We start from the raw sequence: 26269 nt of genomic DNA on the forward strand, positions 1-26269 counted from the left end.
TTAAAATTGTTTAAAAATTTCTTGTAATTGCACAAGTAACAAAGGTTGTATAACCCCTTTACCAGTTTTTTGCAACAGAATATAATTGATTGAATCGTCTTGACGTTTTTTGTCTTTTAATAAAACTCCAAAAGCCTTCTTTGCATCAAAATCAGCAACAGTGGGTAACCCATAACTATGCAATAACTGTATAACCCTATCCGCTTCTTTATAAAATTTTAGTTGCTGAGACATCAATGACGCATAAGTCATTCCAATGCTTATGGCTTCGCCATGACTTAATTGATACATATTTTCAATTGCATGACCCAGCGTATGACCAAAATTCAACAGCTTTCGATCCCCCTTTTCAAATTCGTCCTTTTGCACAACTTTTATTTTTATTAAAGCATTGCGCATGATCAACTTTGCAAGTAATACAGGATTTTTTTTATACTTGGGAATACTATTTTGCTCTAATTCTTCAAACATTTTTTGATCCTTAATGCAAGCATGTTTAATGATTTCTGCAAATCCATTTTTCCATTCTTCTAAAGGCAGTGTTTTTAGTAAACTGTAATCATATATTAGAAAAGAGGGCTGCCTAATTAATCCAACCATATTTTTATACACCCCTACATCAATTCCGTTTTTGCCACCTATAGCGGCATCTACCATTGCAAGCAAAGAAGTAGGAATATATCCTACTTCTACCCCTCGCATATAAATTCCTGCAACATATCCTGTTATATCTGTAATGACACCGCCTCCAAAACCAATTAAGGTGGTTTGCCTATCGGCACCCAATAAAATCAGCTGGTCAATAATTACATCAACTGTTTGTTGAACCTTAAATTGCTCTCCTGGCTTTAACACAATAGTATTAAATCCCTTTAATTTTCTTTTGTGTGCTTGAAACAAATTTTCATCTGTTACAATAATCGCTTTCTCTTTTGAAACAATTTTTTCTAACAAACCAAATGCGGCATCAAAATAAAAAAGGGTCTCTTTTCCAGAGAATAAAAAACGCTTCTTCTGCATACTATGAATTCATAATCTTATTTTGATGGTTGATACTTTCCATATGTACCGCATCAAAATACTTAGTGATAAATTCTTGGCTAAGACCAAGCTGCCCTCCTTTTACAAAAGCACGCTCTAAAATAGCATTCCAACGATTGGTTTGCAAAATGGTAATATTGTTGTCCTTTTTATACTGTCCAATTTTATCGGCCACTTTCATTCGCTGTCCTAATAATTGCAAAAGCTCATCGTCTAACTGGTTAATTTGCGCACGCATTTTATCCATCTGAATATGTAACTCCTCGGAAATGATGTCTTCTTTACGCCAAATCATGGTATCCATCATTGACCCTAAAACTTCAGGTGTAATTTGCTGTTTGGCATCACTCCATGCATTATCTGGATCAATATGACTTTCTATAATTAATCCATCAAAATCTAAGTCAATGGCTTTTTGTGCAACTTCCTGTAGAATGTCTCTTCTACCACAAATATGGGAAGGATCATTTATCATAATCATTTCAGGAAACCTGCGCTTCATTTCTATAGCTAAGTGCCACATTGGAGCATTACGGTATTCGGTATTGCCATATGAACTAAACCCTCTATGAATTAAACCAATATTTTTAATTCCTGCTTTTGCAACACGCTCAGCAGCCCCAATCCATAGTTCTAAATCTGGATTTATTGGGTTCTTAATCAAAACTGGAACATCCACTCCCTTTAAAGCATCTGCAACATCCTGAACGCTAAATGGATTCACCGTTGTTCTGGCGCCAATCCACAAAACGTCTACACCAAAATGTAAAGCATCTTCAACCTGCTTACCAGTTGCTACTTCTACTGCTACGGGTAACCCAGTTAACTCTTTCGCTTTTTGCAACCAAGGCAAGCCCTTTGTTCCAACCCCTTCAAAACTTCCAGGTCTGGTTCTGGGTTTCCAAATACCTGCTCGCAAAATATCTACTTTTCCTGTTGCGGCAAGCTGGCTAGCAGTTGCTAAAATTTGCTCTTCTGTTTCCGCACTGCAAGGTCCGGAAATAATAAGTGGTCTTTTTGCAAGCACCTTGTTAATACTAGCTGCTTGCTGTAAGGTCTGTTCCATATTCGATTGATTGCTTGTTACTAAAATTATCGGCGTCCTCCTCCACTGTCTGCATCGTTCATACGAATGCTTCTTCCCTTGTATTTCTTACCATCCAAAGAACGAATCATTTGCTGTGCTGCTGTTTTCTCAATTTCAATCCAGCTATTCATGTCTTTCATATCAATACGTCCTAGCACTTCTTTCTTTAAATCGCTCATATCTAATACAAACTGTAAAAAGCTAGCTTTATAAAATCCGTCTTTGGTTCCTAAGTTTACAAATAACCTACTGTAACCACCACCTGATTTATATTCTTTGCGACTATCACCACGACCAGCATCTCTTCCAGCGTCTCTTCCGCTTTCTCTTCGGCTTGATCTATTGTCTCCACGGTCATTAGGATCTCTCTTCGCACTTCTATCACGCTCTCTAATATTTAAATCTTCAGAGTTTTCATAGTACTTCAAGAATCGATCAAATTCCATTGCAGCAACACGCTTCAATACGTCTTCTTTACTTACATCGGCAAATTTTTCTGCCAACATTGGAACGTAGGTTTCGTAATCGCCATGACTAATATCTGCCGACAAAAGCTTGTCCATAAAAGAGAAAAATTGCTTTCTACAAACATCTTTTCCTGAAGGGATATCTAGTTTGCTAAAATGACAATTATTGATTCTTTCAATTTGCTTAAGCTTATAGGTTTCTTTGGCATGTACAATTGATATACAAATTCCCTGATTCCCAGCTCTACCTGTACGTCCACTTCTATGTGTGTAGATTTCTACATCATCTGGTAGTTCAAAATTGATTACATGGGTAATACCCTGTACATCAATACCTCTTGCAGCCACATCAGTTGCAATTAATAATTGGAGGCTTTTATCTCTAAACTGACCCATTACTTTATCACGTTGACCTTGTGTAAGATCTCCATGTAATGCATCAATATCATACCCTTCCCTAGTTAAACGCTCTGATATTTCTTGTGCATCCAATTTAGTCCTGGTAAAAATAATTCCATAAATACCCGGGTTAAAATCGATAATTCGCTTTAATGTTTCATAACGATGATGCGCAGTGGTAACATAATATTGGTGATCAATACTTTTGTTTGAAGTATTCACCTTTCCAACTGTTACTTCCTTGGGATCTTTCATGTAACGCTTGCTCACTTTTCTAATTTCAGGTGGCATGGTTGCACTAAATAACCAAGTACTATTTCTCTGAGGGGTATTTTTTAAGATGAACTCAATATCATCTTGAAAACCCATGTTCAACATTTCATCTGCTTCATCTAATACAACATAACTGATTTGTTCTAAGTTGATTGCTTTACGCTCAATCAAATCAATTAGTCTACCCGGTGTAGCCACAACAATTTGTACTCCTCTTTTCAGATCACGGATCTGTAATCCGATGGAAGCTCCTCCATAAACTGCAACAACCGAAATGCCGGTCATATATTTCTTAAACAGCTCTATCTCTTTAACAATCTGCAAACACAATTCGCGTGTAGGACAAACCACCAATGCCTGTGGATATTTTGCTGCTGCGTCTATAATGTGTAACAAGGGTAATCCAAATGCTGCTGTTTTTCCCGTGCCGGTTTGCGCCAAACCGATAAAATCAGTCGTTCCGCTCAATAAGACCGGTATCGCCTGTTCCTGAATTGCTGTTGGGTTCACATACCCCAACTCTGTGGTTGCTTGAATTAAACGTTCGTCAATTCCCAACCCTTCAAATGTAATCATGTATTCTAAAATTTGTGCAAAGGTACTCTATATAGCCTTCTTTGCGGTGTTTTACTTAAGTATTCTCCTTATTCCATTGGCATTTTCAATCAATTCTTGCAAATATTCGTAGTTCTCTTTTTCTAAACAGGACTTAAATTTTCTTAATTGACTTATATGTTCATTTAATACATCTAAGATATTTTCTCTGTTTTGCATAAAAATGGGAACCCACATAGCAGCATTACTCTTAGCAAGTCTTACTGTGCTTTCAAAACCACCACTTGCTAGTTCAAAAATGGCATCTTCTTCCCGCTCTTTCTCTAAAACGGTATTGGCCAATGCAAAAGATGTGATATGTGATATATGACTAATATAAGCCACATGCATGTCATGCGCAGTTGATTCCATATAAATTATATGCATTTCGAGAATTGCATATAATTTTTCAACCAGTACTAAAGCATCTGCATCAGAATCCGTTTTATCGCATATAACGGTGGCTTTTTTGCTGAATGCTCCTTTAACAGCCGCAGAAGGGCCACTATTCTCAGTTCCCCACATAGGGTGGGTTGCAACAAATCTTCCTCGTTTAGGATGATTTTGTACCGCTTCCACAATTTTTGATTTGGTAGAACCAACGTCAAATACCACCTGATTGCTAACTTTATCTAAGATTAATGGCAATAATTGTTCAGCCGCGTTAATAGGAGTTGCAATAATGATTAAAGAAGATTTTTGGATTGCATCTTCTAATGGCAAACATTCTTGCACCAATCCCAATTCAATTGCCTTGGAGGCATGCGCAGAATCATTTTCTACCCCAATTACATGGGTTGCTATTCCCTTTTCTTGTAATGCTATAGAAAGTGACCCCCCTATTAAACCTATTCCTACTACTGTAATAACCATACTCGTTTTTTTAATTCGCCTTTTGTGCTTGTATTCTTTGTATTGCTTTCTCAAATTTGGTGATGCTTCCACATAAACTTACTCGTATAAATTGGTTACCAGCCGAACCAAAAATTCCACCAGGAGTAATAAATACATTGCTATTGTATAAAACTTGGTCGCTTAATTCATATCCGTCTTTTAAGCCCTCAGGAATTTTAGCCCATACAAACATTCCTACTTGATTGGTGCTGTACTTGCAATGAAGTGTATCAAGTAATTCAAAAACTTTTTCTCTACGCTTCGCATACACTTCATTCACCGAATTATACCACTCATTTCCCAAATTCAAAGCAGCTGCAGCCGCATGCTGAACAGGCAAAAACATTCCACTATCCATATTGCTTTTGAAAGTAAGTACTTCATTAATCCTTTCTTCTGCACCGCATAACATCCCTATTCTCCACCCTGCCATATTATGGCTCTTGCTTAATGAATTTAATTCTATAGCAGTATCCATTGCACCTGCTACACTTAACAAACTCATAGGTGCATCATTTAAAATAAAGCTATACGGATTATCATGACATATTAAAATTTGATATTGCTTACCAAAAGCAATCAACTTTTCAAATAGTTCAAGACTTGGTTTTTTACCAGTGGGCATTTGCGGGTAATTCACCCACATCAATTTGACTTTACTTAAATCACTTGCCTCCAATGCCGCAAAATTGGGCTCCCAATTACTTTCTTCTGTTAACTCAAAATAGATAGGTGTACCACCGGCCAATTTTACTGCGCTGGTATAAGTTGGATATCCAGGATTAGGAATCAACACTTGATCACCCTCATTTAAATAAGTCATGCAGATATGCATAATGCCCTCTTTACTTCCTAATAAAGGCAAAATTTCAGTATCAGGGTTTAAGCCAACATGGTATTGGGTTTGATACCAATTAGCTATGGCATTTCTTAAAGCTGGAACTCCTTTATAGGATTGATAGGCATGCGAATTTTCCAAACCAGAATGCTCTTGCAATACTTTAATAACAGAAGGATGTGGAGGAAGATCAGGACTACCAATTCCTAAATTGATGATGTCTTTCCCTGCTTTATTCAGCTGTTCAATCTCTCTGAGCTTTTGGGAAAAATAGTATTCCCCAATCCCTTCTAATCTTTTTGATTTAGCTATTTCCATAATTATCCTTTTACCAGTTTCCCTTTTTTATAAATTCCAAACAGTTTTACATTATTCGTTAGCGATTCAATTTTATTCATCATGCTATCAAACTGTTTTAATTGATCAAACTCCATATCTGCATAAAACCCATACTTAAAATGACTACCCGGAATAGGCATACTTTGAAGCTTACTTAGATTAATGCCTGTTTTAGCCACTTCTGTTAACACTTTTGCTAAAATTCCTTTAGAATGATTCGTTTGAAAATAAATAGAAGCTTTATTTGCTCCTACAATTGGCATAGCTTCTTTGGTTCTTTGTAATATTAAAAAGCGAGTAATATTATTTTTTTGCGTTTGAATATCGGGTGCTAAAATCTCTAAATCAAATAATTCAGCCGCCAGTTTACTTGCTATTGCGGCAATATGCTTACTCTTGTGCTGGTGAACGTATTTAGCACTTAAAGCTGTATCTTCTGTTTCTATTAATTTAAATGGATGCGATTCTAAAAAATCTAGACATTGTAAAATGGCCATTGGATGGCTGTGCACTTCTTTAATATCCGACAAGCTCACACCTCTATTCACTAATAAATTTTGACTGATGGATAAATACACTTCACCCACTACTTTCAAATTTGCTTTCTGCAATAAATTATAGTTAGGCAAAATGCTCCCAGCAATTGAGTTTTCAATAGCCATTACTGCGCCTGCGGAAACAGTAGAATCCAAAGTTTGCTTTATCAACTGCCTAAATGAAGCACAGGGTATTACTTTAACCTGTTTGCCAAAAAAATGTCTAGCTGCAACTTGATGAAAACTTCCTTCATAGCCTTGAATACAAATACCCTCTGCCAATATTGGCAGTTGTTTTATTTGGTGTTTATTGGTTGTTATTTTTTTCATTCATTAATGGATAAAAAAAATCCCGGCAACTTGCCGGGATTTATATGCGATTTAAAACTTTTAAGCTTTTGCAAACAATACCCGGCTCCTTTTCATAAAGAAGAAATAATAAAAAGAATAAAACCAGTTGTTAATTGCCGTTTGCATGATATTTCAAATATAAGAATTGATTGGGAAGCAAAAAATTAATTTGACAAATATTAAACTAAGGTTAGTTAGTTTTTATTCCCTTCTATTAAAAAAATAAGCCCCTCCGTGGAAACGGAGCGGCTTCTAACGATTGCTTGCCATATGAAATTTTTGAATCTGTTGTACTTTCCGCAAGCTAGACTTCACCGGTTCTCTTCACCAACAGATGGTTTGAATTACTTCTTAGTGGTATCAACAGCAGCAGCAGTTGTGTCAACCATTGCAGCAGTTGTGTCAACAGTTGCAGCAGCAGTGTCAACAGTTGTTGCAGTAGTGTCAGCAGCAGCTTCTTTGTTTTCTCCAGCGCAAGATGCGAATACGCCTAATGCTAAAACGAATAATAATTTTTTCATTTTTTTTCTTTTTTAGTTTGAATGATTACTGTTTAATACGCCAACGAGAAAAAGGTAACCCGTTGTTTCAATTTTTTTTATAAAAATATTTAGGGCTATTTTGGGTTACTTTTAAGCCTATAACTGTATTAAAGGAACAGATAGTGAAAGGAGATACGAACGAACAAGCATTATTGAAGGGGCTGGCTCACAATGATTCAAAAGCTGTAGAAATCATATATAAAGATAATTTTAATATGATTCAAGCTTTTATATTGAATAACAATGGGAGCTATGACGAAGCCAGAGACATTTTTCAGGAAGCGATGATAGCTTTATATGAAAAGTCTCAAACGGACTCATTTGTGCTGACTTGTCAAATTAAAACATATCTGTATTCTGTTTGCCGAAGGCTTTGGCTAAAAAGACTTCAACAAATGGGAAGGTTTACAGGATCGGTTGATGGGTTTGAGGAAACTGTAGCAGTTGAAGAAGATTTGGAAACCCATGAGAAAAGGAATGCGGAGTTTGTTATAATGGATAGGGCTTTGAATAGTTTGGGTGAACCTTGCAAAAGTTTACTTCAAGGTTATTACCTAAAAAAAATGGACATGAATGCATTAGCGGCTGAATTTGGATACACCAATGCAGACAATGCAAAAAACCAGAAGTACAAGTGTTTAATGCGACTAAAGAAATTATTCTTTTCGCAATATAATATTGGAGAGTAAGTATATGGATGACATTTTATTATTAGACGCAATTGAAAGATATCTCAGCGGAGAAATGAGCCCTGAAGAGCGTGCTTATTTTGAGAATCTACGCAATACTACCCCTGAAATTGATCAGATGGTAGTAGAGCACAATATGTTCTTGCATCAAATTGCCGACTATTCTGCGAATATTCAAATCAAGCAAACTTTACACGAGGTTCACCAAAACCTTTTAGAGAGAGGTGACTTAAATGAAGGAGGTGCTTTAAGCCCTAAAGGAAAAGTAATTCAATTCTTTAATAAATATAAAAGAGTCACCGCTATTGCCGCATCTGTTGGCGGGGTAATTGCTCTATTCATCAGTGGATTAGCAATGTATTTCTCCACTGCAGTGAACGATCCTAAATTAGAGCAACTAGGTAAAGATTTAGAAGTTGTAAAGAAAAACCAACAATATCAAGGGGATATTATTAATGAAGTCACTTCTAAAATTCCAATTAATGCAAGATTACTAAGTGGTGGATCAGGATTTTTAGTAGATGTAAAAGGATACATTGTTACTAATGCCCATATTCTTAAAGGAACTGGTGCCATTGTGGTAAACAGTAAAGGGAAGGAATTCAAGTCTTCTATTGTTTTAATAGACCATGTTAAAGATTTGGCCATATTGAAAATTAATGATGAAGAATATGAATCCATCAAGTCTATTCCTTACACCATTCAAAAAAACAATTCCGATTTAGGAGAAGAAATTTTCACTTTAGGTTATCCAAGAAACGAAATTGTTTATGGAATGGGCTATTTAAGTGCAAAATCAGGTTTCAATGGAGATTCACTTTCTTATCAAATTCAAATTAGCGCCAATCCTGGTAACTCAGGCGGCCCAGTATTCAACAAGAATGGCGAAGTAATTGGAGTTTTAAGTACAAAGCAAGCGCAAGCAGATGGTGTAACGTTTGCAGTGAAGTCAAAAAATATTCATTCAATTATTGAAGATTTAAAGAAAAGTGACACTGCATTTCAAAGAGTCAAACTTCCTAATAAATCTACTTTAAAAGGGGTTGAAAGAAAAGTTCAAATCAACAAATTAGAAGACTGCGTATATTTTGTAAAAGCTTACGGAAAATAATAACATTTAATAAAATAAAAAGGTCTCAGCTGCTAAATGTAACTGAGACCTTTTTATTTGAATTTACTTGATTGATTATTTCTATTTCCACAAAGAGGCAGGATATACCTTATCTGCCACCAATTGACTGATAGCTGCTTGCACCCCTGGTGCATCTTCCTTATAAGTTACGCCAAACCATTGGGCCGATGTAGGCAATACTTTTAATACCCCTTTACCAGATTGAATAAACTCGTTGGCTGCATATGGGATAAAAAACTCCGACTTTAACTCTTGACCTTTAGCGGCTAAAAACTCAATGAACATATTTTCACATATATCAATAAAAGCGGGTGAAAAACAAAAATAGTTCATACTCACTAAGCTGGTTCCAGGCAGTGGCGTTTTACCATTTTCGTCTTCAAACACTATCTCACCATTTTCACGATATATTTTAGTTCGCTCGTTAATTTCGGTCAAATTATTATTGGTATCAGCAGTACAAACTCCTCTACTTACACTTCCATTCTCACTCAAGGTTTTTTGCAACTCATACCCCAATAATGCAAATGTAGTATCGTTACAAGCCGTTGTTAAGAAATTAAATGCCTTATGAAAAGCATCCCGGCCATAATAGTCATCTGCATTAATAACAGCAAATGGCTCATTTACTTTTCCTTTGCAACACAATACAGCATGAGCAGTACCCCAGGGTTTTGCTCTATCAGCTGGTATTGCATAACCATTGGTGAAGGCTTCTAAATATTGATAAACATAATCGGTAGCAATTTTTCCTGCCAACTTAGGTTCAAAAATTCCTTTGAACTGATCAGCAAACTCTTCGCGTATAATAAATACAACTTTACCAAAACCAGCTTCAATGGCATCATAAATGGAATAGTCCATGATGGTTTCTCCATCTGGGCCAAAAGACTGTATTTGTTTCATGCTTCCATAACGGCTGGCCATTCCAGCTGCTAAAATTACAAGGGTAGGTTTCATAACTTAATTTTACAATACAAAGTTAAATCATTTAACATTGCAACAATTGGTAATAAAATGTTATTCGATATAAATAAAATAACCATCCAACAGCTCTCTAGTTTAGGAACTGAAAATATTAAGGTTTCTACACTTAGAACAGACTTAATTCATCCTATTGTAAGTGGGAATAAATGGTTTAAATTAAGGTTTTATCTGGAGGAAGCAAAGCGGCTCAAATGCAATACCATCGCTAGTTTTGGCGGAGCATACTCCAACCATATAGTAGCCCTTGCTGCAGCTTGCAAAATAAACGGGTTTAAATCTGTTGGCTTTATTAGGGGAGAAATGAACAATTCACCCAGTTTACAAGAAGCAAAAGCATTGGGTATGCAATTGCATTTTATTTCAAGAGATGCATATAAATACAAAGAAGTGGTGATGCAAGAATTTGCCCATAACGAATGGTTTTGGATCAATGAAGGAGGCTATGGCATTAATGGGGCCCTTGGAGCAGCTACTATATTAACTGATAAAGACTGTTCTTCATTTTCACATATAATTTGTGCTTGTGGTACAGGAACTATGTTAGCTGGCCTTGTAATTGGATCGAATGAAAACCAATTGGTAACAGGAATTAGTGTGCTAAAAAATAATATTGGGCTAAATGATATGGTAACAGCTTTACTCCCACTACAAAAAAATAAATCTTTTACAACAATACACGATTATCATTTTGGAGGCTATGCTAAACATCCTGCTGAATTAATTGATTATATGAACCAATTATTCAAAAGAGAACAAGTACCTACTGATATTGTGTACACTTCAAAACTTTTTTATGCTACAGAACAATTAATTAAGCAGCAATATTTTAACCCCAATTCAAATATTCTAATCATACATAGTGGAGGATTACAAGGCAACAGAAGTTTAGCTCCAAGGAGCTTAGTTTTTTAGCCTTAAAAAAAATATATTTGCATTGACTATGAAACAATTCAGCTTTATCCTAATTTGTTTACTCGGCTTGTTTAATTTAGCCCTTGGGCAAAAATCAAAATCTAACAAAACAAACAAAGCTGAAATTAGTCAAAGGATTTTCATCAAAAATAAATTATACAAAGAGCTTTCAGCTAGTGAATATAAAAAGTTTAAAGATTCCATCTTTGCCAATACCAAAGACACCCTAACAAGAATTGGCAAAAGAACCTTGCAATTTTCACCGGCACCAATTGCACCAACCAACGTTCAAGTTCAAGACAATTGGATTCCATCCATGTATGTATTCACTAATGCAAAAGGTAACCTAACCATTCAATTGCCTAATACCAACACAAAAAGGTACAGCCTATTTATTTACGATGGTAAAATATTGCTACATAATATTACCAATTTGCAAGAAGATTATTGGGTGATTGAAAAAAGTAATTTCTACCACAGTGGATGGTATAATTTTGAATTGTATTGCAATGGAGAATTGTTAGAGAGAAATAAGTTCCTTCTTCACTAATCAGAATCACCCATTAGCTTACAAGGAAAAATGGCTTCAAAATGTTTCTTTACTCTATACTTTACTTCTTCAAAATCGACTATTCGTCCTAGTTCTTGTGCTAAAGAAGTAACTTTTTTATTTTGAATACCACAAGGAACTATATGATCGAAATATGTGAGGTCTGTATTTACATTAAAAGCAAATCCATGCATGGTAATCCATCTGCTGCACTTAATGCCCATGGCACATATTTTTCTTTCCTTGCCTTTTATATGGGCATCTAACCAAACCCCTGTTTCTCCTGCACTCCTTTCGCCTTTTAAACCATAATCTGCCATGGTTTTAATAATTACTTCTTCTAAAGATCTTAAGTACCAACCTAAATCTGTTTTAAACCTTTCTAAATCCAAAATGGGATACCCTACCAATTGCCCTGGACCATGGAAAGTGATATCTCCCCCCCTATTTATATGAAAATATTCAATTCCTTTTTTTAGCCTATCTGATTCACTAATCAATACGTGTTCTTCTTTTCCATTTTTACCCAAGGTATATACAGGCGGGTGTTCAACAAATAATAAATGATGCAAAGTAGGTATGGTTTCTGGGGCATTTAATTGCTGATTCCCAAATTTAAACGCCATTTTAATATCTGCATTTGCTTTCAATAAAGCTTCTTGCTGATCCCACACTTCTTTGTAGCTGCTTTTACCTAAATCCTTGAAAATGACTTCCTGCTCCATACCACAAAAATAAAGTTAATTTTGCCGCATGCAGATAGATACCGAATTAATTTCAGAAGAGCAGTCAGATGCCTTGTACGAACGCAAGATTTTTACTGTAGACAAAGGCCAAGAGCCCTTCCGAATAGACAAATGGGTACAGATGCATATGGAAGGAGCTACCAGAAATAAAGTTCAACAAGGTATTGAAGCGGGTTTTCTAACAGTTAATGGTAAAACAGTTAAAAGCAATTATAAGATAAAGCCAGGGGATGAAATCATTTTAATGAGTTTGATTAATCCTGAACATACCATTCTAAAAGAGGAACCAATTCCTTTGAATATTGTTTACGAAGACAACTTTCTAATGGTAATAAATAAACCGCCCAATATGGTGGTTCATCCTGGTGTAGGAAATTTTAGCGGTACTTTATTAAATGGAGTGGCGTATTATTTAAGACAACAAAATCCGCAATTGAACGAAGAAAGTTTACCCCGGTTTGGTTTGGTTCATAGAATTGATAAAAACACAACCGGATTAATTGTGTTGGCTAAAACAGGTGAAGCAGCAGCACATTTAGCCAAACAGTTTTTTAATCACACGGTTAATCGAAGATATACAGCATTGGTTTGGGGCAATATACAAGAAGAGGAAGGCACCATCAACGCACATATTGCACGACACAAACAACATAGAAAAATGTTTGACGCTTATCCTGAAGGTGAAACAGGAAAACACGCAATTACCCATTATAAAGTGTTGGAAAGATTTAATTATGTAACCTTAGTTGAATGCAGGCTAGAAACAGGTCGTACACACCAAATACGCGTGCATATGAAACATATTGGGCACACTTTATTTAACGACGCAGAATATGGTGGTGACAAAATTTTAAAGGGCACTATTTATTCAAGGTATAAGCAATTTGTAGACAATTGTTTTGAAGCATGTCCAAGGTGTGCGCTACATGCAAAAACGCTTGGCTTTATTCATCCACATACTGGCAAAGAAATCTTTTTTGAATCGCCCTTACCAGCAGATATGGAAACTGCAATTGAAAAATGGAGACAATACAGCAAGGTTTAACATTTTGTTAGGATATCACATTGGATACTAAGCTTAATGATTTGATAAATAAAAAATGGGCATTACCATATATCAACAGTATTGTGCAAATTTGTACAGATAGAAAATTTACACTACATGATTCGTGGAACAGCGCTTGCCGTCTTTTTTGGATGCGGAATTGGTTTGTCTTCATTTGCACAATCGGAAATACCCAAGGGTTGGCATTTACTAGATTTAGAGAACAACCATGTATATGGAATAAGCCTAAATAAGGCATACGATTTTTTAGCTGCAAAAAACAAAAAGCCCCAACCAGTTATAGTTGCAGTATTAGACTCCGGTGTAGACACTACGCATGAAGATTTAATAAAAGTATTATGGAGAAATCCTAAAGAAATTCCAGGCAATGGAATAGACGACGACAAAAACGGATTTATCGACGACGTTTTTGGGTGGAATTTTTTAGGGGGGAAAGACGGCAAGAGTCTTAAAAAAGCTGGGGATGAAAGAGCAAGGGTATTTCATAAATGGAAGAATAGATACCAGTCTGCATTTATAGATACGAACTTGCTTTCAAGTGCAGAAAAGTCACAATTTCAAATGTGGTCAAAAGCGGCAAAAGAACTAAATTTTAGTCAAGACGAAATGATGGACTTAATGTTCATAGAAGTAACAGCAAAAGCATTAAAAAGACACGATAAAATTCTACGCCAAGAAATGGGGGTAGAGGAATATAATTGCGAAAAACTAGAAAAATTTGAGCCAATTACCAAAACTGCAAGAGATGCAAAATTGGGTTTTTTGACCGTTATGAAAATGCTACAAATTGATCCCGAGGAAAAAAACTCGAATGCGTTAAAAGAACTAGAGGAATACATAGACGGGAAGAAATCAGCATTTGAATCAAAAGACAATGCTCCTCCTAATTACAGAGCCGAAATAATTGGAGATGATTATGAAAATTTATTGGATAGGTTTTATGGAAACAACGATGTAATGGGGCCAGGACCCACACATGGAACACATGTGTCGGGGATTATTGGTGCAACAAGAAACAACGGAGTAGGAATTGATGGGGTTGCGGATCAAGTAAAAATAATGACACTAAGAATTGTTCCAGACGGAGATGAGTATGATAAAGACATTGCATTGGCAATTCGATATGCAGTAGATCACGGAGCCAAAATTATCAATATGAGTTTTGGTAAATCTTTTTCTCCACAGAAAGCTTGGGTAGACAGTGCAGTTAAATATGCAGAACAAAAAGATGTATTATTAATTCATGCCGCAGGCAATGATGCAGAAAACCTAGATTCAGTAGACAACTTCCCCAATCCATGGCTAAATCCATGGAAATCTTATGCAAAAAATTATATAACTGTAGGAGCTAGTAGTGACCCTAATTTGGGGCCGAGCATTGCAGCCGACTTCAGTAGTTACGGCCAACAACAGGTTGATGTATTTGCACCAGGTGTAAAAATCTATTCAACTATTCCCGGTGGGAACAATTATGGTAATTTAAAAGGAACCAGCATGGCTACTCCAATTGTTTCTGGTTTGGCAGCCATTTTAAAATCCTATTATCCGCATTTGTCTGCAATTGAAATCAAGAAAATTATAGAACAATCGGTTTATAAACCATCGGATGATGTCAAATGTTTAAAGCCTGGCCAAGAACAACAAGTTGTTCCTTTTAAAACATTATCAAAAACAGGTGGTATCGTAAATGCTTATGAAGCGGTTAAAATAGCCAATGAATACAAATTATCCAGTGCAATTAAACCCAATATTAACCCCAAAAAATAATTATGCCAAAGCCACAGTCAGGAGAATATCCAACCTATTTTGAAGGATATATTAAGCAAGTTGAAGTAACCGATATACAAGAAGCGGTAAAACAATTGTCTCACCCACTCACCTACTTTTTTTTGAACCTTCCTGATGAAAAAGGGGACTATGCATATGCAGAAGGGAAATGGACGTTAAAAGATCTTATTCAACATATTATTGACACCGAGAGAATAATGCAATACAGATTATTGAGAGTTGCTAGAAACGATTCAACCCCTCTCCCAGGTTTTGATGAAAACCTTTATGCACAAAACGCACAAGCTAATACTAGAACTTTTATTGCGTTAAAAGAGGAATTTAAAGCGCTCAGAAAATCTACCGATTTGTTAATTAGCTCCTTAACAGAAACTCAATTATTGAATAGTGGAATAGCAAGTGATAAAAAAGTAACTGCCAATGCTATTGCATATATTTTATTTGGTCATTTATTACACCACAAGAAAATAATTGAAGAACGCTATCTATAATAGAATAAAAAAGTCCCGACTACTACTAGTAACCGGGACTTTTTTTATAATGAAATTGTTAACCAATAATTACTTGGTAGCATAAAGGTGAACAGCAACCTGTACATCTTTGGCAATATTTCCAACTCCGTAATTAATACCAAACATGGTTCTATCCATTGCAAAGAAAGCTTCAGCAAACAAACCTTTTTCATCTGCACTACGAATAGCAGCTTTAAAGCTTACAGGAAGGCTAGCACCCTTCAAGTTTAAATCTCCTGTAATGGTTGCATTGGTATCGTCGTTATAAACAACACTAGTGATTTTGTAAGTTGCTTCCCCAAATTTTGCAACATCAAAAAAGTCTCCAGACTTCAAGTGACCTTCTAACTTAGCACCTGCTGCGTCTGTTACTTTGATATTTGCTAAGTCAATAACAAATTCGCCACCAGTTACTTTACCAGCATTAACTTGAACTGATCCACTTTTAACAGTGAAAAAACCAGTATGAAAATCATTCTTCTTAGAACCTACCCAGTCAACGCGACTTTTTCCGGCTTCTACTTTATAAGTGATTACTTCTTTGGTACTAGTTGCACCAGTAAAAGAATAAATGCCTGCTAAAAAAGCTGTACTTAACAGCGCTAATGCCATTTTTTTCATGTTGATTTTTATTTAGAGTTTCAAAAATACAAAAATTAATGTTACAACAACAATTTTAACAAAAGGTTTAAATCTGCATCTACGATTATCTTATCTTCGCAAAAATTGTTCCATATGAATCTTCATGAGTACCAGGCTAAAGAATTACTCAAAAAATACCATGTTCCTGTACAGGAAGGTATAGCAGTTGACACTGTAATGGCGGCCGAAGAGGCTTATCGTCAAATAAAAACCCAAACTGGCAACAATTTTGCCGTAGTGAAAGCACAGATACACGCTGGCGGACGCGGGAAAGGAAAAATTGTAGGTACAGAGCAAAGAGGGGTAGCTGTTGCCAAAAGTGCTGAAGACGTTACCAGTATTGCTAAGAATATTTTAGGAGGCACTTTGGTAACTATTCAAACAGGCGAAGCAGGAAAGAAAGTGAGCAAAATTTTAGTTGCACAAGATGTGTACTATTCTGGTCCCAACCCAGTTAAAGAATTCTACTTATCTATCTTGTTAGATAGATCAAAGGGCATGAATGTGGTTATGTATAGCACAGAGGGTGGAATGGATATTGAAGAAGTAGCACATAATACCCCAGAAAAAATATTTAAAGAGTGGGTTCACCCAGGAGGTGGATTACAAGGATTTCAGGCAAGAAAAATAGCGTTTAACTTAGGATTAAGCGGAGAAGCTTTCAAAAACTGTGTGAAATTTGTAACGAATTTATACAATGCCTATGTAGGTTTAGATTGTGGGATGCTTGAGATTAATCCACTATTTAAAACGAGTGATGAAAAGATAATTGCAGTTGATTGCAAAATGAATATTGATGACAATGCTTTAATGCGTCATGCAGATGTTGCCGCTTTAAGAGATGTAACAGAAGAAGATCCTACTGAAGTAGAAGCAGGTCAATACAATTTGAACTTTGTTAAATTAGATGGCAACGTAGGTTGTATGGTAAATGGTGCAGGATTAGCTATGGCTACCATGGATATGATTAAATTGAGCGGTGGTGAACCAGCCAATTTCTTAGACGTAGGCGGTACAGCAAATGCACAAACCGTTGAAGCAGGTTTTCGTATCATTATGAAAGATCCAAATGTAAAAGCCATTTTGATTAATATTTTTGGTGGTATTGTAAGATGTGACCGTGTAGCAGCAGGAGTAATTGAAGCTTACAATAAACTAGGCAATATTAATATCCCAATTATTGTAAGATTACAAGGTACCAACGCCGTTGAAGCCAAGAAATTAATTGACGAAAGTGGATTAAAAGTTCAATCTGCTATTCAGTTAAGCGAGGCTGCAGCTTTAGTAAAACAAGCGGTTGCGTAATTTATAAATGCCTTATTTTAAAGCCATTAGAAAAGTACATCAATTTCTAATGGCTTTTTTTATTGATTAATCACTTCAAGTTGTTTAACTTCTGTTATTGCACTAACTGTATATGTTAATCCTGTTTTTATTTCAATACAGGTATATCGCTTCCTACGGAGTTCCCCTTTTCTAAATACCTTTCCATTAGACAACCTAAAAAGGGCACCCATAGGTAAATCAGCAATAAAACAGACTCCCTCTTTCTTACTTGAATTATACTTTCTTAATACCATCAACAATTCTGTTTCTCCATTTGCTGTTGCAGCAGGGGAGATTATTGATTTTTGTAAAGCAGCTACAATTTCAGTTGGGAATACACCAAATGCTACAAAATCAATCAATAATTTGCTGTAAATAGCCTTCCATTCTTTCCCATGAGGCTCTACCCTATTTTGATATTGCTCAAAAGTGAGCAAGTGGGCCAACTCATGCAATAGGGTAATTAAAAACTCATAAACGTTTAAATTCCCATTTACACTAATTCTATGATTGTTACCCTGATGTGCATGTCTATAATCGCCTAGGACCGATTTGCGACTTTTAGCAACAGTTAAATGTACTTTATATTGATAAAGGTATTTTACAACATAATCAAAACTACCCGCAGGTAAAAAACGGGCTAATTCATGCAATGGATGCTCAATTGCTGCCATTTTTTTTAGTCGGTTTTATTTGCATGGCCATTTTTACTTCTAACCAAGTATAAAGTATATACAATCCCATACTTAAAAATATTCCATTTATACTTTGGGCTTCGCCCACATTATATAGGTAAATAAATGCTGCAGTTCCCAACACAAAAAGCTTCAATACTACAGACCCCATTACACTTCTTACCATGGCATGGGGGTTGGTATTGTTTACCGACTTTATTTGCGAACGTATACTAACAGTACAAATAACGAACAATAATGTATTCGCACCTGCTACCATGACTGGGTCAATTTGCTTCAGTTTTAATGCATCACTAAATAGCAAACAGATCCCATTTACTACTCCAAATAATACAATTAGGGGAATATAAAATTGTTGAAACTTAGTTTTCATGAATGCAATTTAATCGTTAGATGCTTCCACTTTAGGTAGCGCCAATGGAACAGTGTCTAAAGTAGCTGGCTTATCGCCAGCCAATACCTTTTTTATACCTTCTAAGTATTGTTCTTTATACCTTATTTCATTTTCTAAAGAATCAGTCCTAATTTTCAATAACTGTAAAGCAGTTCTACTCTCCTTGGTACCGTACCCAGGTATATAATATTTTAAAGGAGAGAAAGCAATCAATGCAATGGTAAAACCAACCAGCAAAACAAATACTGTACTCAAACCAATATATACACTTAATCTAGATAATCTAAATGCCACCATCTCTTCATAAGTGTCGTCATTCATAATTACCAAGCGATAAGTATTCCTTAATCGCTTAAATGTATTTCCGGTATTTATTTTATTCATATTATAAAAACTGGTTAAAGGTAAGGATTGGTTCGGTTTTATATCTGTATGGTGCAGAAATAACTGTATTTTTAATGGATTTTATGCGCCAATTTCTAAAATATTCAAAACAGGGCCTTTTAGGCATTTTCATATTAAGTTGTTCCTATTTAAGTGCACAGCCCAACACTACTATTGAATTAACTAAACCAGAAAAATACCAAAGCCGTTTACTCCCTGCAGAAAAATCTGGAAATAAGAAGTTCACTATTCCAAAAAGAATTTACAATAATACAGTAAGCCATTACAACTACTACTACAATGCTTCCGTTAAGCTTAATGATATCATTTTAGCGGCTAAAAACCAATATAAAGAAGATTATACAGAATTGCTACCCTTTTACAACTATTCCTTAGATGAAACTGCTAAAGGGCAAATAGACAGTGTGATATATAAATGCACTGCTGGTATATTATTACACGACTTAAGGAGCGACTGGGTAGATCAGTTGTATTTATTAATGGGGAATGCGTACATGCATCGAAAAGATTTTGATTCTGCTGCCTTGGTATTCAATTATATCAACTATGCATTTGCAGCAAAAGACGAAGGATATGACTTACCAATAGGAAGTAATTTAAGTAGTAAAGGCGGTGCATTTTCTATTAGTACAGACGAAAAAAGAAATTTTTGGAGAAAAATAAGTTCTCCTAAGCCAGCTAGAAATGAAAGCTTTTTATTTCAGTCTCGAAATTTTATTGAACAAGAAAAGCTTGCTGAAGCAGAAGCACTATTACAAATTTTAGCAGCAGATAAATTTTTCCCAGAAAGATTAAAAACAACCTGGAACGAATACACTGCCTATTTACTCTACAAAGAAAAGCAATACGATAGTGCCGCTTTTTATCTTTCGAAAGCTTTACCTAATGCGCATTCAAAGTTAGAAACAGCTAGATGGGAATATTTAATTGCTCAAATGTATTCGTTATCTAACCAAGACTCTTTATCGGTTGTTTGGTATGAAAAAGCAATTACCCATACACCTGATCCTTTAATGGATGTTTATGCTAGGCTAAATATTGTATCTCTATCCTCCGAGAAAAAAGCAAATGCCGTTAATTTTCATTTATTGCAGCTTTTGGCAATGGCCAAAAAAGAAAAATACCAAGGCTACAGAGACCTTATTTATTATGCAGCGGCCGAAATAGAAATTAGACAAAATAATTTAAATAATGCAGAAAACTGGTTAAACAAAAGTATTAACTACAGCGAAGAGAATAATTCGCAAAAATCAAAATCCTATTTTCTCTTAGCAGAAACCTTATACAAAAACAAAAAATACATTTCTGCATCTGCTGCTTACGACAGCCTATCTATTAGTTTACTAAATACAGCTGAATCAAATACAGTAAACCAAAAAAAAGCACCGTTAAATAGAATAGCCCTTGCATTAAAATCTGTTAACAGAGAAGATAGTCTACAAAAAATTGCATTACTCCCTGAAACAGAAAGGGATGCCTTATTGAAAGCTTTATTAAAAAAATTAAGAAAAGAAAAAGGCATAAAAGAATCAGATACAGAAACCAGTTTTGGATTAAGTGGCTCTATAGCAGCACCAACAGACTTATTTGCACCTCCAACTGGCAACACTGGATTTTACTTTACCAATAATTCCTTAAAAACCAAGGGGCTGGCCGATTTTAAAGCTAAGTGGGGTAATAGGCCCAATATTGATAATTGGAGAAGACAGTCTGCAATAGATAGGAACGTTGGTGCAATGGCAATTGATAACGATCAAAAGCCCAACAACACTAAATCTGCACAAAATACTGTCTTGAGCCTTGAAACTTTAAAAGATAGCATTCCACTTACTATAGAAAAGCTAGCTATTTCTAATGATACCATCTTGAACTCGCTCATTTTGAGTGCTGGCATTTTTCAATACCAGCTTAGAGATGTTTTAGCGGCCACTGAAACCTATGAAGAAATTGCAAAACGTTTTGCTGAGAGTAGCGCATTAGAAGAAGTTTGGTTTCAATTACATAATTCTTATAGTAAACAAAATCAGTTTAAAAAGGCAGACTCAGTAAAGCAATTACTAAATGCATTTTACCCAAAAGGAAAAAATAATCAACTGCTTCAGTCGGGAGTCAATTTAAAAGAAGCAGAAACCAATCAGCTTTATGCCCATATTTATAACCAATTTATAGAAGGTAAATTTGAAGAAGCCATTGCCAATAAAAAGAAAGCGGATATACAATTAGGCAGTTCTTATTGGACACCTCAATTGCTCTATATAGAATCAGTTTACTATATCAAACAAAAGCAGGATAGTACTGCTAAAAACAGATTGAACGAAATTAGCCGCCTCTTTCCAGCAAGTCCAATTGCTGAGAAAGCAAAGACAATGCTTGAAGTGCTAAGCAAAAGGGCGGAAATTGAAGCATACTTGACCAATTTAACAATAGAAAGACCTGTTGAAGTAGTGGAAAGAAAAATAGATTTAAATACAACCAACGCACAAGATTTACCTATTGTTTCAAAAGCGCCCACAGTTGTAAAAGTTCCTGAGAAGGTAATACCTAGCTTACCTATAACCGCTGCGCCGGTTGAAAAACCAACTCTTCCAGAATCTTATGATTTTAATGCAACGGATTCTCAATATGTGGCCATTGCTTTATATAAAGTTGACCCCATTTTTGTAAGCGAAGCAAGAAATGCTTTTAATAGGTTTAACCAAGAAAGGTATTATGGGCAGAAACTCCCTATTAACGTTATAAGAGTGAATGATACAGAACAAATATTGTTAATTGGTCCATTTATAAATGCTGCCGAAGCAAGCACTTATACAGACAAGAATAAGTCTTTGGCTGCATCCAGAATTATGCCATGGCTAACAACTGACAAGTACAGCTTTAGCATTATTAGTCCTAAAAACTTAACGCTTTTAAGAAAAAAAGGGGAAACAACTACTTATTGGCAACTAGTGAGAAATCTGTTTCCCGATAAGTATTAATTTTACCCATACAAAACAGCGCATTGACAATGACTAAACCGGTTCGTATTTTTTGGCGTATATTTTTTGGAGGCTTTGCCTTTGTGATTATTCTATTGGCTATGCTCAATTTTGGTTGGATTGGAAGCATGCCCGATTTAGACGATATTGAAAATCCATCAGCTTCTTTGGCTTCCCAAGTTTATGCCGAAGATGGCACATTGATGGGTAAATATTATATTGAAGATCGAATTAATGTTCATTATAAAGATATAAGCAAGCATATAATTGAAGCTTTAATTGCAACAGAAGACGAGCGTTTTTATGCGCACAGCGGTATTGACGCTAGGTCTTTAGGAAGGGCTATATTTTATTTAGGAAGTGAGGGAGGGGCGAGTACAATAACCATGCAAACAGCAAAGAACCTTTTCACAGAAAATTGGAGCACTAAGAATTTTATATTAAGGGCCCTCCAAAAAATCAAGGAAGGGATTATTGCAGTTAAGCTTGAAAGAAATTTCACAAAGGAAGAAATCATCACTTTGTATTTAAATACAGTTGCTTACAGCGACAATGTATTTGGAATCAGAAATGCTTCTAAAACATTTTTTCAAAAGGAGCCCGATAGAGTGAATGTAGAAGAAGCCGCAGTTCTAATTGGAATGCTAAAAGGCGCAACGCTTTATAATCCAAGAAGAAACCCAAAATTATCATTAGATAGAAGAAATACGGTACTGAGCCAAATGGTTAGAAACAACTATTTGGATGCACAACAAGCCGAAATATTAAAACGTCAACCTATTGAGCTTAACTACAAAAAGCTAGATGAAACCACAGGTTTAGGGCCATATTTCAGAATGATTCTTGGAGAAGAAATGAAAAAATGGTGCAAAGAAAACACAAAAAATAATGGAGATCAATATGACTTATATAGAGATGGTTTAAAAATTTATACTACTATCAACCCTAGAATGCAATTGTATGCAGAAGAAGCTGTAGCAAAGCATATGAGCTATATGCAGAAGCTCTTTAATACCCAAGAAAATATTAGAACAGGTAGTATTTGGAAAGGGTTTGAAACAAATCTAGATCAAGCAATAAAACAAACAGACCGTTGGAAAAATTTAAAAAGAGAAGGTTTAACCGACGAAGAAAACTTGCGAACTTTTTACCAGAAAGTACCCATGCGTGTATTTGCTTGGAATAATAATAGAGGTATTGATACTACTATGACTCCATTTGATTCCATTAAATACCACAAACAAATGTTGCAAGCAGGCTTTATGGTAATGGACCCACTAAATGGTCAAATAAAAGCTTGGGTAGGTGGCATTGATTTTAAAACATTTAAATACGATCACGCCAATATCAATACAAAAAGACAAGTAGGAAGTACTATTAAGCCCCTTTTATACAGCTTGGCAATTGAAGAAGCTGGCCTAAACCCCAACTCACCAGTTCAGGATATTCAACAAAATTTTGGACAATATGGGCTGGTACCTGCTACTTCTAAAACATGTACTGGCGCTACCATTCCAATGGCCATTGCATTGGCTAAATCTAGAAACTGCGCTTCTGCATATATTATGAAGCAGTTGGATAATACTGCTAATAACGGGGCAAAAAGATTCGTTGAGTTTTTAGAGAAATGCGAATTAAAAACTAAGATTGAACCTTACCCTTCTATAGCATTAGGTGCTTGCGAAATTTCTTTATTTGAAATGATGCAAGCTTACAGCATGTTTCCTGGAAGAGGCTTTAATGCAAAGCCCATGTATATTACCAGAATTGAAGATAGAAATGGTAATGTGCTGGCCACTTTTACTCCTCAAAGAAAAGAAGTGATTAATGATGTTACTGCCTATTCAGTCATTAAAATGATGCAAGGGGTATTAACCAATGGAACCGGTGCCGGTATCTGGGGACATGGAATTCCATCTGGCTTGCAAGTAGCAGGTAAAACAGGAACTACCAATAATAACAGTGACGCTTGGTTTATGGGATATACGCCGCAATACCTTGCTGGTGGTTGGGTTGGATGCGACGACCGTTTTATTCGCTTTAATAGCAAGAATGGTGAAGGCGGTAGAGCAGCAATGCCAATTTGGGCTTACTTCTTTAATAAAGCTATAGCTGATCCTAATTGTGGCATAGACACTAAGCTAAGCTTCATTAAACCGGAAGTGATGAGTAACGATATTATCATTGATTACATTAATGGCACCAATCCAATTTTAGGAGGTGAAGGAGAAGACATGGGAACAGGTACTTCAGAAGATTATGAGATTCCAAAAAATATTAAACCAGAAGAATTAGGAGCAGAATCTGATATCATTATCGAGAATAAAAAACCTGCAACCCCACCTGCAACTCCTGGAAGCAATACCAACAAACCTGCAGACAAACCCAAAGCAGTACTTCCTCCTCCTGTTAAAAAGCCAGGTGGAAATAAATAATTATTGATTCAATTTGATTAAACCAAACGCCGAACTTAATCCCTTTGAAGATTGATAAATGCATTCAATAAGGGCTGAGCCATATTGGCTATAAAATAAAGCGATATTTTCATGACGTTCTTGCAAACTATTGCTTGGAAATAAGTTTTGCTTCAATACTTGTATTTGTTGTGTTGCTGTTGCAAATTTTCTTTTTTCGGCTCTTCTAATTTTATTTTCTAACGCTTTTATTCTTTTAAGCGCATTGGCTTCAAGCGCAAGTATATGTTCATTTAAAGAGGCATCCACTAAACCCGCTTTGTTCTTTAGCTTTAAATAAAATGCTGTTAAGTCTTCTAATTCTGTAGCAAGGCTTAATTCATTGTTAGAATGACTTGCAACATATTCTTTTATCAACTGATGTTCAGGTGAAAATAATGCCTGGTTGCTCAGTTCTAGAGCTTTTTGTTTGGTCCCCATTTTTGGAGATAAGATTGCAAAAGAATTCCGCAGCAGTAAAACCGGGAAAGCCACCCCTGCAGCTTCAAATACATTTTTGAGTTCTAGCCAATAAGCCAGTTCTCCTCCTCCCCCAATAAAAACAATATTCGGCAGAATAGACTCTTGAAATGCGCCTCTTAAAATCACGTTTGGACTAAACCTTTCAGGATGGTCTTGTAGTTCTTGTAAAATGGCTTCTTGGGTAAATTGAATATTCAAAGCAGCCACTTCATAAATACCATTATTGAATTCAATTCTTTCTCTTTTATCACCAATTAAATAAAATAAATTGATTGGCCTTCCTGCAGCTTGTACTTTGTAATTTTCTTGCAATTTTACAATGGTCGTCGCAACAATTTTTTCTGAAAATTGCAGTGTTAATTCTTTTTCAATTACAGGAGCAAATAAAGCTTTTAATCGTGCATTGTCTGGAACCAAAACAATCAATCCATAGGAACCAAAAAGTGAATTAACCAATTCTAAAGTTGCTTGTTGAATGGTTTTTCCAATGGTATAACAAGTTGAAAATAATTGCGTCAATTCGTTTCCAAAAGGTAATATACCAATTTGTCCTGAAATTAAATGGATGAGTGAAACAAATAATTTGTCTACTTTCATTCTACCCACCGCCCCTGTTTGTGCGGTATTCCAAACTAATTTCTCTCCGCCAATATTTACAAATCCCAATTCATCTAAATCGGCATCTTCGCTTCCCATATAATAAACAGGAATAAACTTTTTCTGTGGAAACGCAACAGAAAGTTCTTCTGCCAATTTGATGGTATGAACGATTTTGTAAATAAAGTACAGAGGCCCTGTAAAAATATTGGGTTGATGCGCTGTAGTAATAGTATATGTATTGGGCAATTGTAAATCTTGAATATGCTGTTGCACTTTGGAACTGATAGCAATTCCATGATATTGCAAAGTCAATTCTTCTACCAGAACTTTTCTGTTTACTGGATGTAAATCTCTAGCACTCATTGCAGATTGAACACCTTCTAAACTGGTGTTATGCAAATAAAATGGCTTTAAATTTTCGTGTTGTTGCAGGTAATCCTGAACAATCTTAGAAAAAAATCCGGTTTTTTCGTATGGCAAATACTGGGTGCTACAATCCATATAGAATGTAAAAATACAACATCATTGATTTATCTAAGTCTTATATTATTGA

Annotated in this window: 25 protein-coding genes; 11 read left to right on the plus strand and 14 right to left on the minus strand. The window is 35.6% G+C overall.

Annotated elements, in window-relative coordinates; genetic code table 11:
* From aroB to Q8S25_RS03430, 6 genes are read right to left on the minus strand one after another with little or no spacing between them, the layout of a single operon-like run.
* Positions 1-1020, minus strand: coding sequence for a 3-dehydroquinate synthase (aroB, locus tag Q8S25_RS03405; protein ID WP_305534880.1), 1020 nt, complete (start codon positions 1018-1020; stop codon positions 1-3).
* A gap of 1 nt (position 1021) precedes the next feature.
* Positions 1022-2107, minus strand: coding sequence for a chorismate mutase (locus Q8S25_RS03410; protein WP_305534882.1), 1086 nt, complete (start codon positions 2105-2107; stop codon positions 1022-1024).
* A 26-nt stretch (positions 2108-2133) separates the two neighbouring features.
* Positions 2134-3843 carry a DEAD/DEAH box helicase gene (locus Q8S25_RS03415; RefSeq protein ID WP_305534884.1) on the minus strand — a complete coding sequence of 570 codons (1710 nt, stop codon included), beginning with the start codon at positions 3841-3843 and terminating at the stop codon, positions 2134-2136.
* A gap of 51 nt (positions 3844-3894) precedes the next feature.
* Positions 3895-4734: a prephenate dehydrogenase gene (locus Q8S25_RS03420; protein ID WP_305534885.1), complete on the minus strand. Its 840-nt coding sequence runs from the start codon at positions 4732-4734 to the stop codon at positions 3895-3897.
* Positions 4735-4744: 10 nt separating this feature from the next.
* Entirely contained in the window at positions 4745-5911 is a 1167-nt protein-coding gene (locus Q8S25_RS03425) for a pyridoxal phosphate-dependent aminotransferase (RefSeq protein WP_305534887.1), read from the minus strand.
* Positions 5912-5913: 2 nt separating this feature from the next.
* Positions 5914-6798 (minus strand): prephenate dehydratase, encoded by an 885-nt coding sequence (locus Q8S25_RS03430; RefSeq protein WP_305534889.1) that lies wholly within the window; start codon positions 6796-6798, stop codon positions 5914-5916.
* Positions 6799-6804: 6 nt separating this feature from the next.
* Between Q8S25_RS03430 and Q8S25_RS03435 the strand changes: the two genes are divergently transcribed.
* Positions 6805-6987 (plus strand): hypothetical protein, encoded by a 183-nt coding sequence (locus Q8S25_RS03435; protein ID WP_305534891.1) that lies wholly within the window; start codon positions 6805-6807, stop codon positions 6985-6987.
* Between the two features lie 176 nt (positions 6988-7163).
* On the opposite strand, the gene Q8S25_RS03440 is transcribed toward Q8S25_RS03435, so the two are convergent.
* The gene (locus Q8S25_RS03440) at positions 7164-7340 is read right to left on the minus strand and encodes a hypothetical protein (RefSeq protein ID WP_305534893.1); all 177 of its coding nucleotides are present in this window, start codon (positions 7338-7340) and stop codon (positions 7164-7166) included.
* 143 nt (positions 7341-7483) lie between these two features.
* On the opposite strand from Q8S25_RS03440, the gene Q8S25_RS03445 reads away from it, so the two are divergent.
* The gene (locus Q8S25_RS03445) at positions 7484-8050 is read left to right on the plus strand and encodes an RNA polymerase sigma factor (protein WP_305534895.1); all 567 of its coding nucleotides are present in this window, start codon (positions 7484-7486) and stop codon (positions 8048-8050) included.
* A gap of 4 nt (positions 8051-8054) precedes the next feature.
* Positions 8055-9161, plus strand: a complete 1107-nt coding sequence (locus Q8S25_RS03450; RefSeq protein WP_305534897.1) for a S1C family serine protease — start codon at positions 8055-8057, stop codon at positions 9159-9161.
* An 81-nt stretch (positions 9162-9242) separates the two neighbouring features.
* Here the strand turns inward: Q8S25_RS03450 and Q8S25_RS03455 are convergent, their stop codons facing one another.
* Positions 9243-10142: a nucleotidyltransferase gene (locus tag Q8S25_RS03455; protein WP_305534899.1), complete on the minus strand. Its 900-nt coding sequence runs from the start codon at positions 10140-10142 to the stop codon at positions 9243-9245.
* Between the two features lie 57 nt (positions 10143-10199).
* Here Q8S25_RS03455 and Q8S25_RS03460 point away from each other — a divergent pair, with 57 nt between their 5' ends.
* Both Q8S25_RS03460 and Q8S25_RS03465 read left to right on the plus strand, forming a co-directional pair.
* Positions 10200-11081 carry a 1-aminocyclopropane-1-carboxylate deaminase/D-cysteine desulfhydrase gene (locus Q8S25_RS03460; protein WP_305534901.1) on the plus strand — a complete coding sequence of 294 codons (882 nt, stop codon included), beginning with the start codon at positions 10200-10202 and terminating at the stop codon, positions 11079-11081.
* A gap of 28 nt (positions 11082-11109) precedes the next feature.
* Positions 11110-11631 (plus strand): hypothetical protein, encoded by a 522-nt coding sequence (locus Q8S25_RS03465; protein WP_305534903.1) that lies wholly within the window; start codon positions 11110-11112, stop codon positions 11629-11631.
* Here Q8S25_RS03465 and lipB read toward each other — a convergent pair.
* Entirely contained in the window at positions 11628-12356 is a 729-nt protein-coding gene (gene lipB / locus Q8S25_RS03470; RefSeq protein WP_305534905.1) for a lipoyl(octanoyl) transferase LipB, read from the minus strand. The two genes, Q8S25_RS03465 and lipB, sit on opposite strands and share 4 nt — an antisense overlap.
* 28 nt (positions 12357-12384) lie before the next feature.
* On the opposite strand from lipB, the gene Q8S25_RS03475 reads away from it, so the two are divergent.
* The 3 genes from Q8S25_RS03475 to Q8S25_RS03485 all read left to right on the plus strand — a co-directional run bounded on the left by Q8S25_RS03475 (position 12385) and on the right by Q8S25_RS03485 (position 15722).
* Positions 12385-13422: an RluA family pseudouridine synthase gene (locus Q8S25_RS03475; RefSeq protein WP_305534907.1), complete on the plus strand. Its 1038-nt coding sequence runs from the start codon at positions 12385-12387 to the stop codon at positions 13420-13422.
* A 117-nt stretch (positions 13423-13539) separates the two neighbouring features.
* Positions 13540-15210 (plus strand): S8 family peptidase, encoded by a 1671-nt coding sequence (locus tag Q8S25_RS03480; RefSeq protein ID WP_305534909.1) that lies wholly within the window; start codon positions 13540-13542, stop codon positions 15208-15210.
* Positions 15211-15212: 2 nt separating this feature from the next.
* Positions 15213-15722: a DinB family protein gene (locus tag Q8S25_RS03485; protein WP_305534911.1), complete on the plus strand. Its 510-nt coding sequence runs from the start codon at positions 15213-15215 to the stop codon at positions 15720-15722.
* Between the two features lie 69 nt (positions 15723-15791).
* Here the strand turns inward: Q8S25_RS03485 and Q8S25_RS03490 are convergent, their stop codons facing one another.
* Complete coding sequence (locus Q8S25_RS03490; RefSeq protein WP_305534913.1) at positions 15792-16364, minus strand: YceI family protein; 573 nt, start codon at positions 16362-16364, stop codon at positions 15792-15794.
* 114 nt (positions 16365-16478) lie between these two features.
* Between Q8S25_RS03490 and sucC the strand changes: the two genes are divergently transcribed.
* Entirely contained in the window at positions 16479-17690 is a 1212-nt protein-coding gene (gene sucC, locus Q8S25_RS03495; protein WP_305534915.1) for an ADP-forming succinate--CoA ligase subunit beta, read from the plus strand.
* Between the two features lie 59 nt (positions 17691-17749).
* Here the strand turns inward: sucC and Q8S25_RS03500 are convergent, their stop codons facing one another.
* The 3 genes from Q8S25_RS03500 to Q8S25_RS03510 are packed head-to-tail and all read right to left on the minus strand — an operon-like array spanning position 17750 to position 19184.
* Positions 17750-18385, minus strand: a complete 636-nt coding sequence (locus Q8S25_RS03500) for a SprT-like domain-containing protein (protein ID WP_305534917.1) — start codon at positions 18383-18385, stop codon at positions 17750-17752.
* Positions 18372-18779, minus strand: a complete 408-nt coding sequence (locus Q8S25_RS03505; RefSeq protein ID WP_305534919.1) for a hypothetical protein — start codon at positions 18777-18779, stop codon at positions 18372-18374. The genes Q8S25_RS03500 and Q8S25_RS03505 overlap by 14 nt, the downstream gene beginning before the upstream one ends.
* Positions 18780-18788: 9 nt before the next feature.
* Positions 18789-19184, minus strand: a complete 396-nt coding sequence (locus Q8S25_RS03510) for a hypothetical protein (protein ID WP_305534921.1) — start codon at positions 19182-19184, stop codon at positions 18789-18791.
* 83 nt (positions 19185-19267) lie between these two features.
* On the opposite strand from Q8S25_RS03510, the gene Q8S25_RS03515 reads away from it, so the two are divergent.
* Together Q8S25_RS03515 and Q8S25_RS03520 are read left to right on the plus strand one after the other, a co-directional pair.
* Positions 19268-22180 (plus strand): lipopolysaccharide assembly protein LapB, encoded by a 2913-nt coding sequence (locus Q8S25_RS03515; RefSeq protein ID WP_305534923.1) that lies wholly within the window; start codon positions 19268-19270, stop codon positions 22178-22180.
* 29 nt (positions 22181-22209) lie between these two features.
* A complete protein-coding gene (locus Q8S25_RS03520) occupies positions 22210-24615 on the plus strand; it encodes a transglycosylase domain-containing protein (RefSeq protein WP_305534925.1) in 2406 nt (801 codons plus the stop codon).
* Here Q8S25_RS03520 and bshC read toward each other — a convergent pair whose 3' ends face one another.
* Positions 24616-26217 carry a bacillithiol biosynthesis cysteine-adding enzyme BshC gene (bshC, locus tag Q8S25_RS03525; protein WP_305534927.1) on the minus strand — a complete coding sequence of 534 codons (1602 nt, stop codon included), beginning with the start codon at positions 26215-26217 and terminating at the stop codon, positions 24616-24618. It abuts the gene before it with no gap.
* Positions 26218-26269 lie beyond the last annotated feature (52 nt).

This window comes from Sediminibacterium sp. (genome assembly GCF_030695065.1).
Classification (GTDB): Bacteria; Bacteroidota; Bacteroidia; order Chitinophagales; family Chitinophagaceae; genus Sediminibacterium.

Bases quoted from the DNA above. Each gene is read 5' to 3' on its own strand.
- Q8S25_RS03515 (WP_305534923.1), top strand. From the start codon at position 19,268: ATGCGCCAATTTCTAAAATATTCAAAACAGGGCCTTTTAGGCATTTTC.
- Q8S25_RS03435 (WP_305534891.1), top strand. From the start codon at position 6,805: ATGGATAAAAAAAATCCCGGCAACTTGCCGGGATTTATATGCGATTTA.
- Q8S25_RS03425 (WP_305534887.1), bottom strand. From the start codon at position 5,911: ATGGAAATAGCTAAATCAAAAAGATTAGAAGGGATTGGGGAATACTAT.
- Q8S25_RS03465 (WP_305534903.1), top strand. From the start codon at position 11,110: ATGAAACAATTCAGCTTTATCCTAATTTGTTTACTCGGCTTGTTTAAT.
- Q8S25_RS03460 (WP_305534901.1), top strand. From the start codon at position 10,200: ATGTTATTCGATATAAATAAAATAACCATCCAACAGCTCTCTAGTTTA.
- bshC (WP_305534927.1), bottom strand. From the start codon at position 26,217: ATGGATTGTAGCACCCAGTATTTGCCATACGAAAAAACCGGATTTTTT.
- Q8S25_RS03430 (WP_305534889.1), bottom strand. From the start codon at position 6,798: ATGAAAAAAATAACAACCAATAAACACCAAATAAAACAACTGCCAATA.
- Q8S25_RS03410 (WP_305534882.1), bottom strand. From the start codon at position 2,107: ATGGAACAGACCTTACAGCAAGCAGCTAGTATTAACAAGGTGCTTGCA.
- Q8S25_RS03450 (WP_305534897.1), top strand. From the start codon at position 8,055: ATGGATGACATTTTATTATTAGACGCAATTGAAAGATATCTCAGCGGA.
- Q8S25_RS03420 (WP_305534885.1), bottom strand. From the start codon at position 4,734: ATGGTTATTACAGTAGTAGGAATAGGTTTAATAGGGGGGTCACTTTCT.
- Q8S25_RS03520 (WP_305534925.1), top strand. From the start codon at position 22,210: ATGACTAAACCGGTTCGTATTTTTTGGCGTATATTTTTTGGAGGCTTT.
- Q8S25_RS03475 (WP_305534907.1), top strand. From the start codon at position 12,385: ATGCAGATAGATACCGAATTAATTTCAGAAGAGCAGTCAGATGCCTTG.
- Q8S25_RS03440 (WP_305534893.1), bottom strand. From the start codon at position 7,340: ATGAAAAAATTATTATTCGTTTTAGCATTAGGCGTATTCGCATCTTGC.
- sucC (WP_305534915.1), top strand. From the start codon at position 16,479: ATGAATCTTCATGAGTACCAGGCTAAAGAATTACTCAAAAAATACCAT.
- Q8S25_RS03490 (WP_305534913.1), bottom strand. From the start codon at position 16,364: ATGAAAAAAATGGCATTAGCGCTGTTAAGTACAGCTTTTTTAGCAGGC.
- Q8S25_RS03455 (WP_305534899.1), bottom strand. From the start codon at position 10,142: ATGAAACCTACCCTTGTAATTTTAGCAGCTGGAATGGCCAGCCGTTAT.
- lipB (WP_305534905.1), bottom strand. From the start codon at position 12,356: ATGGAGCAGGAAGTCATTTTCAAGGATTTAGGTAAAAGCAGCTACAAA.
- Q8S25_RS03415 (WP_305534884.1), bottom strand. From the start codon at position 3,843: ATGATTACATTTGAAGGGTTGGGAATTGACGAACGTTTAATTCAAGCA.
- Q8S25_RS03505 (WP_305534919.1), bottom strand. From the start codon at position 18,779: ATGAAAACTAAGTTTCAACAATTTTATATTCCCCTAATTGTATTATTT.
- Q8S25_RS03485 (WP_305534911.1), top strand. From the start codon at position 15,213: ATGCCAAAGCCACAGTCAGGAGAATATCCAACCTATTTTGAAGGATAT.
- Q8S25_RS03480 (WP_305534909.1), top strand. From the start codon at position 13,540: ATGATTCGTGGAACAGCGCTTGCCGTCTTTTTTGGATGCGGAATTGGT.
- aroB (WP_305534880.1), bottom strand. From the start codon at position 1,020: ATGCAGAAGAAGCGTTTTTTATTCTCTGGAAAAGAGACCCTTTTTTAT.
- Q8S25_RS03500 (WP_305534917.1), bottom strand. From the start codon at position 18,385: ATGGCAGCAATTGAGCATCCATTGCATGAATTAGCCCGTTTTTTACCT.
- Q8S25_RS03510 (WP_305534921.1), bottom strand. From the start codon at position 19,184: ATGAATAAAATAAATACCGGAAATACATTTAAGCGATTAAGGAATACT.